At 77.6% G+C, this 13,863-nt stretch carries 14 protein-coding genes; 5 read left to right on the forward strand and 9 right to left on the reverse strand.

The features are described from left to right. Positions 1 to 18: 18 nt before the first annotated feature. Together KDL28_RS36740 and KDL28_RS36745 are read right to left on the reverse strand one after the other, a co-directional pair. Positions 19 to 738, reverse strand: coding sequence for a LuxR C-terminal-related transcriptional regulator (locus KDL28_RS36740; protein ID WP_252446095.1), 720 nt, complete (start codon positions 736 to 738; stop codon positions 19 to 21). Between the two features lie 64 nt (positions 739 to 802). Continuing rightward, positions 803 to 2,839: an ATP-binding protein gene (locus KDL28_RS36745; protein WP_252446096.1), complete on the reverse strand. Its 2,037-nt coding sequence runs from the start codon at positions 2,837 to 2,839 to the stop codon at positions 803 to 805. Between the two features lie 140 nt (positions 2,840 to 2,979). Here KDL28_RS36745 and KDL28_RS36750 point away from each other — a divergent pair, with 140 nt between their 5' ends. From KDL28_RS36750 to KDL28_RS36760, 3 genes are all read left to right on the forward strand, one after another. Then, positions 2,980 to 3,594: a hypothetical protein gene (locus KDL28_RS36750; protein WP_252446097.1), complete on the forward strand. Its 615-nt coding sequence runs from the start codon at positions 2,980 to 2,982 to the stop codon at positions 3,592 to 3,594. A 31-nt stretch (positions 3,595 to 3,625) separates the two neighbouring features. Then, positions 3,626 to 4,147, forward strand: a complete 522-nt coding sequence (locus KDL28_RS36755) for a YceI family protein (RefSeq protein ID WP_252446098.1) — start codon at positions 3,626 to 3,628, stop codon at positions 4,145 to 4,147. Between the two features lie 165 nt (positions 4,148 to 4,312). Next, positions 4,313 to 5,659, forward strand: coding sequence for a hypothetical protein (locus KDL28_RS36760; protein WP_252446099.1), 1,347 nt, complete (start codon positions 4,313 to 4,315; stop codon positions 5,657 to 5,659). On the opposite strand, the gene KDL28_RS36765 is transcribed toward KDL28_RS36760, so the two are convergent. From KDL28_RS36765 to KDL28_RS36795, 7 genes are all read right to left on the reverse strand, one after another. Continuing rightward, the gene (locus KDL28_RS36765; RefSeq protein ID WP_252446100.1) at positions 5,646 to 6,077 is read right to left on the reverse strand and encodes a hypothetical protein; all 432 of its coding nucleotides are present in this window, start codon (positions 6,075 to 6,077) and stop codon (positions 5,646 to 5,648) included. The two genes, KDL28_RS36760 and KDL28_RS36765, sit on opposite strands and share 14 nt — an antisense overlap. Beyond that, positions 6,074 to 7,369: a molybdopterin-dependent oxidoreductase gene (locus KDL28_RS36770; protein ID WP_252446101.1), complete on the reverse strand. Its 1,296-nt coding sequence runs from the start codon at positions 7,367 to 7,369 to the stop codon at positions 6,074 to 6,076. Before KDL28_RS36770 ends, KDL28_RS36765 begins: the two co-directional genes overlap by 4 nt. Then, positions 7,366 to 8,046: a methyltransferase domain-containing protein gene (locus KDL28_RS36775; protein WP_252446102.1), complete on the reverse strand. Its 681-nt coding sequence runs from the start codon at positions 8,044 to 8,046 to the stop codon at positions 7,366 to 7,368. Before KDL28_RS36775 ends, KDL28_RS36770 begins: the two co-directional genes overlap by 4 nt. Then, positions 8,040 to 8,780, reverse strand: a complete 741-nt coding sequence (locus KDL28_RS36780) for a TIGR04282 family arsenosugar biosynthesis glycosyltransferase (protein ID WP_252446103.1) — start codon at positions 8,778 to 8,780, stop codon at positions 8,040 to 8,042. The genes KDL28_RS36775 and KDL28_RS36780 overlap by 7 nt, the downstream gene beginning before the upstream one ends. Next, positions 8,777 to 9,430, reverse strand: coding sequence for a glycosyltransferase family 2 protein (locus KDL28_RS36785; protein WP_252446105.1), 654 nt, complete (start codon positions 9,428 to 9,430; stop codon positions 8,777 to 8,779). The genes KDL28_RS36780 and KDL28_RS36785 overlap by 4 nt, the downstream gene beginning before the upstream one ends. Positions 9,431 to 9,477: 47 nt before the next feature. Next, positions 9,478 to 10,554 carry an NAD-dependent epimerase/dehydratase family protein gene (locus KDL28_RS36790; RefSeq protein WP_252446107.1) on the reverse strand — a complete coding sequence of 359 codons (1,077 nt, stop codon included), beginning with the start codon at positions 10,552 to 10,554 and terminating at the stop codon, positions 9,478 to 9,480. Positions 10,555 to 10,632: 78 nt separating this feature from the next. Next, positions 10,633 to 11,136: a GbsR/MarR family transcriptional regulator gene (locus tag KDL28_RS36795; RefSeq protein ID WP_252446109.1), complete on the reverse strand. Its 504-nt coding sequence runs from the start codon at positions 11,134 to 11,136 to the stop codon at positions 10,633 to 10,635. Between the two features lie 151 nt (positions 11,137 to 11,287). Between KDL28_RS36795 and KDL28_RS36800 the strand changes: the two genes are divergently transcribed. Together KDL28_RS36800 and KDL28_RS36805 are read left to right on the forward strand one after the other, a co-directional pair. Next, positions 11,288 to 12,553 (forward strand): glycosyltransferase, encoded by a 1,266-nt coding sequence (locus KDL28_RS36800; protein ID WP_252446110.1) that lies wholly within the window; start codon positions 11,288 to 11,290, stop codon positions 12,551 to 12,553. A gap of 85 nt (positions 12,554 to 12,638) precedes the next feature. Next, positions 12,639 to 13,847, forward strand: a complete 1,209-nt coding sequence (locus KDL28_RS36805) for a glycosyltransferase (protein ID WP_252446111.1) — start codon at positions 12,639 to 12,641, stop codon at positions 13,845 to 13,847. Positions 13,848 to 13,863 lie beyond the last annotated feature (16 nt).

Below are 13,863 nucleotides of genomic sequence, written 5' to 3' on the forward strand. Positions count from 1 at the left end.
GCACGCCTGCGCCCGGTGTCACCCCAGGCCCGAGCGAACGGCCCAGGCGGCGATCTCGGTGCGGTTGGTGCAGCCGAGCTTGGCCAGGCTGTTGCGGACGTGCGTCTCCACCGTGCGCTCGGAGAGCACCAGCCGGTCGGCGATGTCGCGGTTGCTGAGCCCGGCGGTGATGAGGACCGCGATCTCCCGCTCGCGCACCGACAGCGGGTCGTCGGAGCGGCGGGCCGCGTCGATCCCGGCGAGCAGGGTGTCGGCGTCGCGCAGCGGACCGGGCATGCCGAGCCGGCGGAACTCGGCGGCGGCGCGCACCACCTCCTCCCGCGCCTCCGGCCGGTCGGCGGTGCGGCCGCGCCGGTGCAGGGCGCGGCCCAGCCCGAGCCTGCTCAGCGCGACGAACGGCCGGGCGCCGATGCGGGCGTTCATGGCCATCGCGTCGCGGTGGTGCGCCGCGGCCTCGTCGAGCCGCCCGGTCGTGGTGGCCAGCTCGCCCAGGAGCCGGGCGTTGGCCCCGGAGCTGAACACCGCCCCCGACCCGTCGCCGCTGTAGTAGGGCGCCGTCGGCAGCAGCCTGCGGTAGACGGCCCCGGCGACCTCGCGGTCGTCGAGGCCGACGGCGGCCAGCCCGGTCTGGCTGAGGGTGACGGCCCACCGCACGCCGTACGGGAACGTCGCCGGCAGCTCGCGGAACTCCTCGAACGTCGCCGCGGCGCAGTCGGTCTCGCCGCGCAGGAGGTGCATCAACGGGATGCTGACCCGGACCAGGGGCATACCGATCGGCGCCCGGGCGAGGAGCTCCGAGGGCTCACCGACCTCGGCCGGGTCGCCGGTGACGAGCGCCAGCTGCAGGCTGGAAGGCCTGCGACATGCCCTCGGCCGAGAAGTCGCCCATCCGGACCCCGACCGCCCCCGCCTCGGCGTTCAGCTCCCTGGCCGCGGCGAACTCGCCGACGAGCGCGGTGCGCACCGCCCGCAGCCGCAGGAGGTGCCAGCGGGCCAGCGTCGAGCGGTGCCGCGTCGCGACCCGCTCCACCTGGCCGGTCTCCTCGTCGAAAACCGCCAGGCTGCCCAGCTGCATGGCCGCGTCCGCGCGCCACAGGTGTCCCCAGAGCTCGGCGACGGGTTGTCTCGCCGTGCCGCCCACCTCGACCGCGCGGCTGCCCAGCGCGAGCCGCTCGGCGACCCGTTCCGGGACGGCGAGTGCGAGGTGGCGGGCCCGGATCGCGTCGAGGACGGCGTCGGGGTCGCCGGTGGCCTCGGCGGTGGCGATAGCCTGCGCCGAGTGGTCCTGCGCGGCGTCGAGGTGGCCGAGGTGGGTCTCCGCGGTCGCCAGCTGGGCCAGCAGGCGGCACCGGGTGACCTCGTCCTCGCCCTCGCCGAGGCGCTCCAGCGCCTGGCGCGCGAGCCGCATCGTGTCCTGCACGACCTGCGGGTCGCCGACGCCGCGGACGACCAGCGCCGCCTGGGCCGCCAGATCGGGGCGCCCCGCCGACTCGGCCGCGGCCGCCGTGTCGACGCAGAGCCGCATCGCCTCCGCCAGGCTCCCCGCGGCGTAGCGGGCGTCGGCGAGCCGCAGCATGAGCTCGGCCCGGTCCCCGGCGCCCGCCCCGCCCGCCGTGGCGGCGTGCAGGGCCATCTCGGCGAACGCCGCCGCCTCGTCGACGGCGAACGAGGCCGCGGCGTCGTCCGCGGCCGCGCCCGCCCAGCGGGCGCAGCGGCGCAGGTCGTCCTCCCCGCCGGCCCGGCGCCACTGGGTGGCGATCCGCCCGGCCCGCTGCCCGAGGGAGGCGTCCGCCTCGATCGCCAGTGCCGCCTGCCGGTGCAGCCGCGCGCGCCGCGGCGCCGGGAGGTCGTCGTAGACCGCGTCGCGGACCAGGGCGTGGGGGAACACCCACGCGCCGGGGTGCTCCGACGACTCGCCGAGCACCCCGGCCCGGCACGCCTCGTCGACGGCCGTCGCGACGTCGGGCGGCGCGAGCCCGCTGGCCGCGGGCAGCAGGCCGTGCGGGACGCGCTCCCCGAGGACCGCCGCGACGGCGACGAGGTGCTGCGCTGCCGGGGACAGCGCCGCCGTGCGGGCGGTGATCAACCGGCGCAGCTGCGGGCGGGCGGCGACCACCCGGCGCAGACCCGCGGCGTCGGCCGGACCGTCGTGCGGGAGCGCCTCGGCCAGCAGCCGCACGAACAGCGCGTTGCCCCCGGTGCGCTCGTGCAGCAGCGCGGCCAGGCCGGGCTCGGCGCGGCGCGGGCCGCGCAGCTCGGCGAGCCAGGCCGAGACGTCGTCCACCCGCAGGCCGCCCAGCGGCAGGACGACGGCCGCCGGGCTGCGCAGCAGGTCCGGTTCCAGCTCCGCCAGCGGCCCGTCCAGCGCCGGCCGGTGGCTCGCCACCACGAGCAGCCGGGATGCGGCGAGTTCCCCGCAGACCTGGCGCAGCAGCAGCAGCGAGGACCGGTCGGCCCAGTGCACGTCCTCCAGCACGAGCACGAGCCCGCCCGGTTCGGCGGCCGCCACCATCGCGTCGGCGAGCTCGGCGAAGAGCCGGAAGCGCTGCGCGGCGCCGGAGAGCACCGCGTCGGTGGCGTGCGCGGCCACCTCGGCCACCGCGGGCAGGGCGCGCAGCAGCCGGGTCCACGGCCACAGTGCCGGAGCGCCCGCGTCGTCGACGGCGTGGCCCCGCGCGACGGGCACGCCCCCGGCGTGCGACAGCAGCTCCTCGATCAGCCGCGACTTGCCGGCCCCCGCCTCGCCGGACAGCAGCACGAGCCGACCCGCGCCGCCGGTGGCGTCGACGAGCGCGCCGCGCAGCACCGCGAGCTCGTGCTCGCGTCCGAACAGGCTCACGGCGCGAGTATCTGCGCCATCGCCCACGTCCGGAAGGGCGATTGCGTGGTGCCCTGCGTACTGGCACTGATCCGGGCCGGGGCCGGTCGCCGCAGGCTCCGGGTACCGGTGAGCCCGCCGGTCCGACCCCGGAGGACGCCATGCACGCCCGGTTCCAGACCACCCGCACCGAGCCCCCACCGGACCTCGCCGGGCGGGTCGAGGAGTTGGTGGACCTGATCGGCACCCACCCCGGGTTCGCCGGGGCCTGGCTGCTGCCCGCGATCACCGCGGGCGCGGGTGGCCTGCTCACTCTCTGGCGGACCCGCGAGGACGCCGAGCTGGCGTCCGAGCGCACCGCGGCCGTCAGCGGACCCCGCCCGGTGGCGCTGGACGGCGACGCGATCTACCGGGTCGCGGCCGACATGGCCGGGACCGCGGCCGAGCGGGAGCCCGCCGTCGCCCAGCTCGTCCACTTCGACGCCCCGCGCACCGACGACTGGTCCGCCGCGATGCTGCGGGCGGGCCGGGAGCGGATCTGGCCCGCGGTGCGCGACGTGCCCGGCGCTGTGCGGTCCCTGAGCCTCGTCGGCGACGGCAACGCGCACCTCGTGGTGAACCTGGCCGCCACCGTCGAGGCCGTCGACGCCGCCCAGCGGCTGATCACGACCACCGCCCTGCTGCCGTGGGAGGACCCGGCCGCGCTCACCGGTCCGGACCGGATCGACCTGCACCGGGTGGCCGCCCACCGCGCCGCGGCGCCGTCGCGCGCCTGACCCGCCCCGACGTCCCGGAGGAGTGCATCCCATGACCACCATCCCAACCGCCCTGCCGACCGGCGAGTGGGTGCTCGACCCCACCCGGACCACCGCCTCGTTCGCCGTCCGCAACGGGCCGGGCACGGTCCACGGCACGGTGCCGGTGACCGCGGGCGCGGTGCGCGTGGACGGCGCGGGCGTCCGGGTCGAGGCCGAGCTCGACCTGTCCGCGCTCGACACCGGCAACCCCCGCCGCGACCGCGACCTGGGCAAGCCCGGTCTGCTCGACCTCGACCGGCACCCGCGGCTCCGGTTCGTCGCGGACGACGTCCGCGGGACCGACGGTGGGTGGGTGCTCGTCGGCACGCTCTCGGTCCGCGGGCGGGAGGTTCCGGTCACGCTCACCGTCGCCGACGCGGACCGTCCCGACCTGCTCGACGCCGGCGACGCGACCGCCGTCGGCACGACCCGGCTCGACCGCCGGGACCTGGGCGTGCGCGCTCCCCGGGTCCTGATCGGCCGGTGGATCGAGGTCACCGTCCGCGCGGTGCTGGTCAGGGAGCCCGGCTGACGCCCCGTGGAGTCCGCCACCGGGTGCGCCGACGGCGATCAGCCGCTCCCCGAGGCGGGCCGGCGCCGTGCCCGGTTCGTCGACCAGCCCGTGGACCTGCGCGAGTGGACGGAACGTCACCGCTCGGTAAGCCGGCCCGGCACCGTCCGTACCTAGCGTGGCCGCATGGCCACCTCGTTGCGCGGCACGCCGCCGCCTCCCGCTCCGCCCGCCGCTCGTCGCGGGGTGGTCGCGGACCTCTCGGTGGTGGCCGCGGGGGTCGTCCTCGTGGTGCTGGCCGCGGTGGTGGGCAGGCTGTCCTACGGCGGCGGTCACGAGGTCTACCTCGGCTGGCCGCCGCTGCTGGCGCAGTGGCTGCCGCACGTCGGACCCGGCACCCCGGCGGCGGTCGTGACCTCGGTGCTGGTGGTGGTGTTCGGGCCCGGGCTCGCGCGCCGGATGCGCTGGCGCGGCCTGCTCGCGGCCGGGTACGCGGCCGCGGTGGCCTGGACGCTGTCGCTGGCGCTGGTCGACGGCTGGCAGCGCGGTGTGGTCGCGCGGCTGAGCAGCGCCGACGAGTACCTGAACGACGTCGGGCGGGTCAGCGACGTCGGGGCGATGCTGCGCACGTTCACCGACTTCGTCGTCACCGCCGACCAGCCGGGCCACTGGACCACCCACGTCGCAGCGCACCCACCGGGGGCGTTCCTGTTCTACGTCGGGCTGGACCGGCTCGGCCTCGGCGCGGGCGGCCCCGCCGGGATCGTGACGGTCCTGGTCGGAGCCTCGGCGTGCGTCGCGGTAGCGGTCGCGGTCCGCGCGCTCGCCGGGGAGGACCTCGCGCGCCGGGTGCTGCCGTTCGGCGTGCTGCTCCCGGGCGCGGTGTGGGCCGGGGTGTCCGCGGACGGGATGTTCGCCGCGGTGCTGGCCTGGGGCGTCGCGCTGCTGGCCGTCGGGGCGATCGGTCGGCTCGGCTGGGCCGCTGCGGGCGGCCTCCTGCTCGGCGTCGCGGTGCACCTGTCCTACGGGCTGGTCCTCGGCGGACTGATCGCGTCGGCCGTTGTGGTCGCCACCCGGCGCTGGTCGGCCGCCGGGCTCGCCGTGCTCGGCGCGGTCGCGGTGGTGGCCGCCTTCACCGCGGCCGGGTTCTGGTGGTTCACCGGGCTGCAGCGCACCGGGGTGATCTACGCGGCCAGCGCGGCGGCGGCCCGCCCGTACGCCTACTTCGTGTGGGCGAACCTGGCCGCGGTGGCGTTCGCCGCCGGGCCGGCGGTGTGCGCCGGTGTGCGCCGGCTCCTGGCCGCGCCGCGCGCCGTGCCGGTCGGTGTCCTGCTCCTCACGGCGGGCGGCCTGGCCGCGGTGCTGCTCGCCGACCTGTCCGGGCTGTCGAAGGCGGAGGTCGAGCGGATCTGGCTGCCCTTCGTGGTGTGGCTGGCCGTCCCGTGCGCCCTGCTGCCCCGGGCGCGGCGGTGGCTGGCCGCCCAGGCCGGGCTCGCGCTGCTGGTCAACCACCTGCTGCTCACCGTGTGGTGACGGCGCTGCGTGCCCGCAGCAGCCGCACGGCGTACACCGCCGCCGACACCGCGGCCATGGCCGCGACCAGCAGGAGCCAGCGGCCCAGGTAGGGCTGCTGGTCGAGGCCGGTGGCGCCCAGGTGCGCGTCGCCGCCCTGGCCGATGATCCCGGGCAGGAACAGCAGCAGGGTGAGACCGGCGCCGAGCGCGGGCACCCGGACGTGGTTGACCAGCGGTACCCGGGTGCGCGGGGCCAGCGCCAGCAGGGCCCGGTCCGCGCCGGAGTACAGCGGCACCAGCCCGCCGTCGTGCAGGACGACGGCGGCCAGGAACCACACCAGCATCCGGGGCAGCCCCGGGTCGTCGAGCACGATCGTCGCGGCGTACCCGGCCACGGCGAGGCACAGCAGCAGTACGGCGGGGCGCACCAGCCTCATCGCACGCTCCGGAACTCGATGGTGCGGACCCACTTCGTGCACCGCACCCCGGGCAGGGCCGGCACGACGACGCGGGCCGGGAACCCGTGGTCGGGGGACAGGTCGGCGCCGTTGACCCGCAGCGCGAGCAGCGAGTCGGGGTGCAGCACCTGGCCGGCGTGCAGCTCGGCCCGCGCGAACGGGCCCTGCTCGATCGAGCCGACCACCGCGGCCACCGGTTCGGGCACCCCGGCCAGCGCGGCCAGGTCGCGCAGCCGCACCCCGGTCCAGCTCTGCTCGGTCGACCAGCCCTCCACGCAGGCGATCGGCAGCGCCACCGTGTGCTGCGCGAGCGCGGCGAGCGCGGCCCGGTCCAGCCGCACCGCGCCGGCGCCGGAGAGCTCCAACCGCCAGGCCGACCCGGTCGCGGCCGGGTCGATCCCGGACGCGACGAAGGTGCGGTTGACCGGGAAGTCGTTCGGGCCCCCGTCGGCGGCCGCGGTGGTGCGCCCACGGGGCAGCAGCAGCGCCGTCCCGCGCAGCGGTCCGTCCAGCACCTGCCCCACCGACAGGCCCGCGACCAGCAACGACCCGCCACCGATCAGAGCGAGCGCTCCGCGCCGGCTGATCGTCGCCGGCCGCGGGTCGGTGGCGACGAGGTCGGAGTCCGGATCGTCCTCCGACCCGCTCGTCGGGGTCCGCAGCTCGGCGCGCAGCGAGCGGGAGCGCAGGCCGCGGACCATGAGGGGCAGCTTGAGCACCACGTGCGCGACGAGCGCCCCGGTGAACACCCACGCCCCGACGTAGTGCGCGGCGTAGAAGCCGAAGCCGAACACGTAGTCGTACTGGATGTTCAGCACCCCGGTGACGACCTCGAACAGGATGCTGCCCACCAGCAGCAGCACCGTGGCGCGTTCCAGGGCGTCGGTGACCGAGCGGGCCGGCGGCCACACCACCAGCTTCGGCGCCACCGACCACAGCTTGGCCAGCACGATCGGTACCAGGACCAACCCCAGCAGCACGTGCGTGCCCTGGGTGAGCCGGAACAACCACGCCGGGGAGGTCGGCCAGTCGAACGGCGGCAGCTGCAGGAACCCGACGTCGGCCGGGATCGGCGCGGCGCCGTACGCGACCCGGTCGAGCAGCCCGGTGACGACCACGATCGGCAGCCCGACGAGCAGCACCAGCCCGAGCAGCGAGGTCAGCCACGGACCGCGCAGGGGACTGCGGAAGCGGGGCAGCGGTGGCCGGGCGCGGTCCAGCGCCCGCCACAACCGGGCGGGGCGGCCGTACCCGGCGTCGGGACGGGTCATGTGGGCCTCCCCGCCGTCCGGCGGCCGGGCGGGCGTCCGGCGGGTGGCGCGGCGCCGAGCTCGGCGAAGCTGCGCGGCCCCTCGTGCCGGGCGGTGCGGACCAGACCGGCGGCGCCGGCCAGGCCGGCCAGCGCGTCGGCGCCGACGCACGCCCAGGGCACCGGACGACCGGTGCCGGCGGACGTCCGGATCCGGGCGGTGCCCGACCACAGCAGGTCCGGCCGCGGGTCGGTCTCGACGAGCACGGTGCCGCCGGGCGCCAGCAGCCGCGCCGCGCGGCGCAGCAGGCGGACCGGGTCGCCGCCGATGCCGATGTTGCCGTCGGCTAGCAGCACGTGGTCCCAGCAGCCCTCGGCGGGCAGCCGGGAGAACAGGTCGCGGCGCACCATCGGGGCCCGCCGCCGCCGGCACTGCCGCTGAGCGGCCGCCGACTGGTCCACGCCCAGCACCGGGACGCCGCGCGCGACCAGCGCGGCGACCAGCCGGCCGGGCCCGCAGCCCAGGTCGACCACGGGCCCGGTGCAGCGGTCCAGCAGCCACCCGTCCTCGACGGTGGCGGCGTCGTGCCAGCGGGCGACCGCCAGCTCCACCACCGCCCCGTCGCTGCGCAGGATGTGCGCCGGAGCGCCGTCCAGCGCCGGGTCGAAGGCGGGCGCTGCGCCGAGGGCGGTCACCACGGCCGGGCGGCGTGCAGCGCCGCGACCCCGGCGACCGCGGCCGCGAACCTGGTGCCGGGGGCCTCGGCGGCCACCGCCACGGCGTCCGCGGCGGTGTCCACGTCGCGCAGCTCGGCCAGCAGCGCCACCCGGAGACCGGCGCCGCGCAGCACGCGCAGGGTGCGCTCACCGGTGTCGGCCCGTGAGGTCGGAACCGCGCGGACGAGCGCGGCGCGGCGCGGGTCGCGCAGCCCGAGCACCCACCAGCCGCCGTCCGCCGCCGGCCCGAGCACCGCGTCGGCGTCCCCGCGCAGGTGCTCGGCGGCCTCGACCAGGAGCTCCGGACGCAGTTGCGGGGTGTCCATGCCGACCAGCACCACCGGCGTCCCGGGCCGCAGCGCGACCGCGTCCAGGTGGGCCGCCGCGATGCGGTGGCCCAGGTCGGTGCCCCGCTGGGGGACGACCGCCACCCCGGCCAGGGCCCCGGCGACGGCGGTGGCGCGCGCGGCGGCCCGGCGGTGGCCCGACAGCGCGACGACGACCCGCCCGCCGGGCACGGCCCGGACCGCGTCGAGGGTGTCCAGCAGGGCGGCGGCGGCGAGGTCGGCGGCCTGCGCCGGCGTGGCCGGCGGACACAGCCTGGTCTTGACCTTCCCCGGCTCCGGGGCCTTGGCCAGCACCACCACCGTGCTCGGTGCCGCCGCGGGCCCGGTGGCCGCGCGTCCGGCGAGCGGCTCATCGGCCAGCGCGGTCATCGCAGCAGCCCGGCCATGTCGCGGGTGGCCCGCAGCGTGCCGCGGACGGACCCGGACACCTTCGACCGTCCACCGGCCCTGGCCCGGTAGGCGACCGGGGTCTCGGCGATCCGCCACCCCGCCGCGCCCGCCCGCAGCAGCAGTTCGAGCGGGTAGCCGAAGGCGCGGTCGAGCACGCCCAGCTCGACCAGGGCCCGCCGGCCGGCCACTCGGATGGGGGCGATGTCGTGCACCGGCAGCCCGCGGCGGCGCAGCAGGGCCGCGAGGGCGGCGTTGCCCGCCCTCGCGTGCCACGGCCAGACCCCGGCCGAGACGGGCACCCGCCGCCCGACGGCCAGGTCGGCGCGGCCGTCGGCGACCGCGGCGGCCATGGCGGGCAGGGCGGCGGCGTCCAGCGAGCCGTCGCCGTCCAGGACCGCGACGAGCTCGGTCGTGGCCGCCATCAGTCCGGTGTGGACGGCCGCGCCGTAGCCGCGGCGCGGCTCCCGGACGACCTGGGCGCCCGCCGCGCGGGCGACCCCGGCGGTGTCGTCGGTGGAGCCGTTGTCGACGACCAGGACCGGCCATCCGACGGGCAGGGCGGCGAGGGTCGCGGGCAGCGCGTCGGCCTCGTCGAGGCACGGCAGGACGATCAGTGGGGGGTTGTCCATGCCGTCGATCCTCGGCCGCGACCGGCCCGGACGGCGGTGCCGCGGGCTTACCGAACTCTGACGTTCGACCCGGCGGCGGGCGCCCGCAGCGGGTCGGTCGAGAACCGGCGCATCCCGGCGGCGAACCCGGTGGTGGCCCGGAAGCCGAGCAGCTCGGCGGCGCGCGACGGATCGGCCACGACGTGCCGGACGTCGCCGGGGCGGGCGCCGCCGACCACGACCGGCTCCGGCCCGCCGCTCGCCGCGGCGAGCTCGCGGGCCAGGTCGCCGACGGTGTGCGGCTCGCCGGAGCAGACGTTGACCGCGGTGAGCGCCCCGGCCGGCGGATCGGTGGCCAGCGCGCGGGCGTTCGCCACGGCGACGTCGGTGACGTGCACGAAGTCGCGGCGCTGCCGGCCGTCCTCCAGCAGCCGCGGCGGCTCCCCCCGCTCCAGGGCGGACCGGAAGATCGACGCCACCCCGGCGTAGGGGGTGTCGCGGGGCATCCGCGGCCCGTAGACGTTGTGGTAGCGCAGCGACCAGGCCGTGCCGCCGGTCTGGCGGGCCCAGGCCGCGGCCAGGAACTCCTGCGCGGCCTTGGTCGCGGCGTAGGTGCTGCGCGGGTCGATCGGGGCGTCCTCGCCGACCAGCCCCGGGACGAGCTCGCCGCGGCAGGTCGGGCAGCGGGGCTCGAAGCGGCCGGCGTCGAGGTCGGTCGCCGCCCGCGGCCCGGGTCGTACCGGCCCGTGCTCGGGGCAGTGGTAGCGGCCCTCGCCGTAGACCACCATCGACCCGGCCAGCACCAGCCGGCGCACCCCGGCGGCGTGCATGCCGGCCAGCAGGACCGCGGTGCCGAGGTCGTTGTGCGTGGCGTAGTCCGGCGCGTCGGCGGGGTCGAGGCCGTGGCCGACCATCGCGGCGTGGTGGCACACCGCGTCCACGCCCCGCAGCAGCCGGGCCAGCAGGTCGGCGTCGCGCACGTCGCCCCGGACCAGCTCGTGGCCGAGCACCGGTTCCGCCGGGTCCGCGCCGTGCGCCTGCGGCAGCAGCGCGTCGAGCAGCACGACCTGGTGGCCGTCGGCGAGCAGCCGGTCGGCGACGTGGGAGCCGATGAACCCGGCTCCGCCGGTGATCAGAATGCGCACGGGGCCACGCTATGGCCGCGGAGGCGGTGCGGATCTGTCCGTTCGCGGACGTCTCGCCGGCGCGGATCCGGAGGGTCGTCAGGGGCGCTGGGCCTGGTCGTCGGGTGGCTGCGTCGCGTACCACCGCTCGATCAGGGCGGGGAGCTCGGCGAGCATGTAGGCGTAGAAGTCGCGCATCCGGCGCAGGCGTGCCGCGGCGGGGCCGTCGCTCGGGACGGTGCTCAGGCCGGCGTCGGCGATCTCCCGCATCAGGCCGATCATGGCGTTCTTGCTCGTCATGAGGGTGGCCCAGGCATCGGGGCGCATCCGGTAGTGGTCGCGGCGGCTCGACGGCGCGGGCACCTGCTCGATCAGCCCGACGGTGCGCAGCATGGTGATCGCGCCGGAGATCGAGCCCGCGCTCGCGCCGAGTTGGCGTCCCAGCTCGCCGGCGGTGACCGACTCGCGGTCGCTGAACAGGAAGGCGGCCAGCGTCCGGGCGATCATGCGCTGCATCCCGGCCTGGGTCAGCGCCAGGGCCAGGTGCTCGCCCGCCTCGGGCAGGCCGGTCGCAGCCTGCGGGGAGTCGCTCGGGGTCGCCATCCTTCGCCGCCTCCAAATGTTCAGAATTCTCTGAAGGCATGCTAGCTTCAGTCGTCCCACTCCGCAGCGACGGAGTGGGTGGGGAGCCGGGAAGCCTGGTCGGCACGACCGTTCGCCGCTGCCCTGGAGGCTCGGAGTGAAAGTCCTGATCATGACGTTCGGCACCCGTGGCGACGTCCAGCCGTTCGTGGCGCTGGCTCGTGAACTGCGGGGGCGGGGGCACGAGCCGGTGCTGGCCGCACCGCGGCGGTTCGCCGGACTCGCCGCGGAGCACGGCGTGGCGCTGGCCCCGGTGGACGACGGCCCGCTGCGGTCGATGGACGCCGCGCGCGGGGACGGGGGCGCGATGAGCGGCGGCCTCCGGGCGAGGCTCGCGCTTGCCCGGTCCATGCCCGCGGCGTTCGCCCGCATCTTCGACGACGCCACCGCCATCGCGACGACCGGTCCCGGCGCCGGCGCCGGCGTGGTGGTGCACAACGGGCAGATCATGGCCGCGCCGCACCTGGCCGAGCTGCTCGGGGTTCCCGCCGTGCTCGCCCTCACCCTGCCGATGTACGTGCCGACCAGGGAGTTCCCCTGGCCAGGGCTGTCCCTGCCGGTCGGGCTGCCCGGGGTGCTGAACCGGGCGTCGTTCCGCGGTATGAAGGCCCCCGAGGTGATGTTCGGCCGGGTGGTGGACCGGTGGCGCGAGCAGGCGCTGGGGCTGGCGCGCCGGCGCGGCCGCCACGATCCGCTGCGCACCCCGCAGGGGCGGCCGGCGCCGGTGCTGAACGCGGTCAGCCGGCACGTGGTGCGCCCGCCGGCCGACTGGCCGCCGAGCGTGACCACCACCGGCTACTGGTTCCTGCCCGCCGCCACCGACCTGCCGGCCGAGCTCGCCGCCTTCCTCGCCGCCGGCGAACCGCCGGTCCTGGTCGGGTTCGGCAGCATGGCCGGCCCGGACCCGGCCGGCACGGCCGCCGTCGTGCTGGCCGCGGTCGCCGGGCTGGGCGTGCGCGCGATCCTGGCGACCGGCTGGGGCGGGCTGCGACCCGACCGACTGCCTGAGGGGGTCATCGCGGTCGAGCAGGTGCCCCACGACCTGCTGCTCCCGCACGTTGCCGCGGTGGTGCACCACGGCGGGGCCGGAACCACCGGCGCCGCCGCGGCCGCCGGGCGCCCGCAGGTGATCTGCCCGTTCGTGGCCGACCAGCCGTTCTGGGGCCGGCGCATGCACGACCTCGGCGTGGCCCCGCCGCCGGTCCCGCAGCGGCGGCTGAGCGCCGAGCGGCTCGCCGCCGCCCTCCGCCTCGCCCTGTCCGACACCGCGGTCGGCGCGGCGGCCACCGAGCTCGGGCACCGGATCCGTGAGGAGGACGGCGTGGGCGCCGCCGTGACGCAGCTGGAACGGCTCGTCCCCGACGGGGCGAGCCGGTGAACCCGCCCGGCCGTGCTCGGGCGGAACGACGACCACCTCTCGGCCCCGTCACCGGCGGAGCCCGACCGACCGACGGAGGTCCGCGATGCGGATGATGTTCATGACCGCGGGCAGCCGGGGCGACGTCGACCCGTTCATCGCGCTCGCCCGGCGGGCGCAGTCGGCCGGGCACGAGGTCCGGGTGGCGGTGACGGGCGACTTCGTCGGCCACGTCCAGGCCGCCGGACTGGACGTGGCCGGCCTGGACGGCGACTACTCCGCGCTCGTCGGGGCGCAAGGGGCGTCGGCGTGGGCGGCGATGCGGTCCTTCCGCACGGTGATCCGGCCGATGATGGCCGGGTTCCTGCGGTCGGCCGCCGACGCCGCGCTGAGCTACCGGCCCGACGTGCTGGTGCACCACCCGAAGGTGCTCTCGGCGCCGCTCGCGGCCGCCCGGCTCGGGATCCCGCACGTGCTCGTCGAGATCGTCCCGACCATCACCCCGACCCGGCAGTTCCCGGCCGCCGGCGTCACCGGTCGCGACCTCGGCCGGCTCAACCCGCTCACCTACCGCTTCGTGGCCGGCGCCGGCGCGATGTTCGCCGGACCCCTGCGGGAGATCCGCGCCGATCTCGGGCTACCGGTCCGGGGTGAGGTCCCCGGACCGGCGCTGACGCTGGTCCCGGTGAGCCCGACCCTGCTGCCCCGACCCGGGGACTGGCCGGGCACCACGCAGATCACCGGCGCCTGGCTCGAGCCGGTGGGCGCCGGGAGCGCGGTCCTGGACGCCGATCTCGACGCGTTCCTCGGGTCCGGTGAGGTCGTCTACGCGGGATTCGGCTCGATGGCGCTCGGCGACGCCTCGGCGCGAGGCGCCGCGGTGGCCGCCGCGGTCCGCGCATCGGGGCGCCGGCTCCTGGCCGTCACCGGCTGGGGCGGTCTGCGGGTCCCGCCCGACCTGGTGGGCGAGGACGTGCTGGTGCGCGAGGCGGTGCCGCACGCCGAGGTGCTGGAGCGCTGCGTGGCCGCGGTGCACCACGGCGGGGCCGGGACGGTGCACGCCGCGGTGCGCGCGGGCGTCGTGTCGGTGTGCGTGCCCTTCCTGGCCGACCAGCCGTTCTGGGGCGCGTTGCTGCACCGGCGCGGCTTCAGCGCCGCTCCCGTGCCCGTCCGCCGGCTCACCGCCGCCCGCCTCGGCACCGCGCTCGGCACGCTGCCCGATCCCGCGGCGGTGCGCGCCGCCGCACGGGCGATGGCGGCCGAGGACGGGTGCGGCACCGCGCTCGCCGCCCTGGAGCAACGAGTGGGGCGGTAGCCGAACGGTTCCGACC

It is taken from the genome of Pseudonocardia humida, assembly GCF_023898865.1.
Classification (GTDB): domain Bacteria; phylum Actinomycetota; class Actinomycetes; order Mycobacteriales; family Pseudonocardiaceae; genus Pseudonocardia; species Pseudonocardia humida.

Bases quoted from the DNA above. Each gene is read 5' to 3' on its own strand.
- KDL28_RS36795 (WP_252446109.1), bottom strand. From the start codon at position 11,136: ATGGCGACCCCGAGCGACTCCCCGCAGGCTGCGACCGGCCTGCCCGAG.
- KDL28_RS36755 (WP_252446098.1), top strand. From the start codon at position 3,626: ATGACCACCATCCCAACCGCCCTGCCGACCGGCGAGTGGGTGCTCGAC.
- KDL28_RS36765 (WP_252446100.1), bottom strand. From the start codon at position 6,077: ATGAGGCTGGTGCGCCCCGCCGTACTGCTGCTGTGCCTCGCCGTGGCC.
- KDL28_RS36750 (WP_252446097.1), top strand. From the start codon at position 2,980: ATGCACGCCCGGTTCCAGACCACCCGCACCGAGCCCCCACCGGACCTC.
- KDL28_RS36800 (WP_252446110.1), top strand. From the start codon at position 11,288: ATGACGTTCGGCACCCGTGGCGACGTCCAGCCGTTCGTGGCGCTGGCT.
- KDL28_RS36740 (WP_252446095.1), bottom strand. From the start codon at position 738: ATGCACCTCCTGCGCGGCGAGACCGACTGCGCCGCGGCGACGTTCGAG.
- KDL28_RS36805 (WP_252446111.1), top strand. From the start codon at position 12,639: ATGCGGATGATGTTCATGACCGCGGGCAGCCGGGGCGACGTCGACCCG.
- KDL28_RS36760 (WP_252446099.1), top strand. From the start codon at position 4,313: ATGGCCACCTCGTTGCGCGGCACGCCGCCGCCTCCCGCTCCGCCCGCC.
- KDL28_RS36770 (WP_252446101.1), bottom strand. From the start codon at position 7,369: ATGACCCGTCCCGACGCCGGGTACGGCCGCCCCGCCCGGTTGTGGCGG.
- KDL28_RS36780 (WP_252446103.1), bottom strand. From the start codon at position 8,780: ATGACCGCGCTGGCCGATGAGCCGCTCGCCGGACGCGCGGCCACCGGG.
- KDL28_RS36785 (WP_252446105.1), bottom strand. From the start codon at position 9,430: ATGGACAACCCCCCACTGATCGTCCTGCCGTGCCTCGACGAGGCCGAC.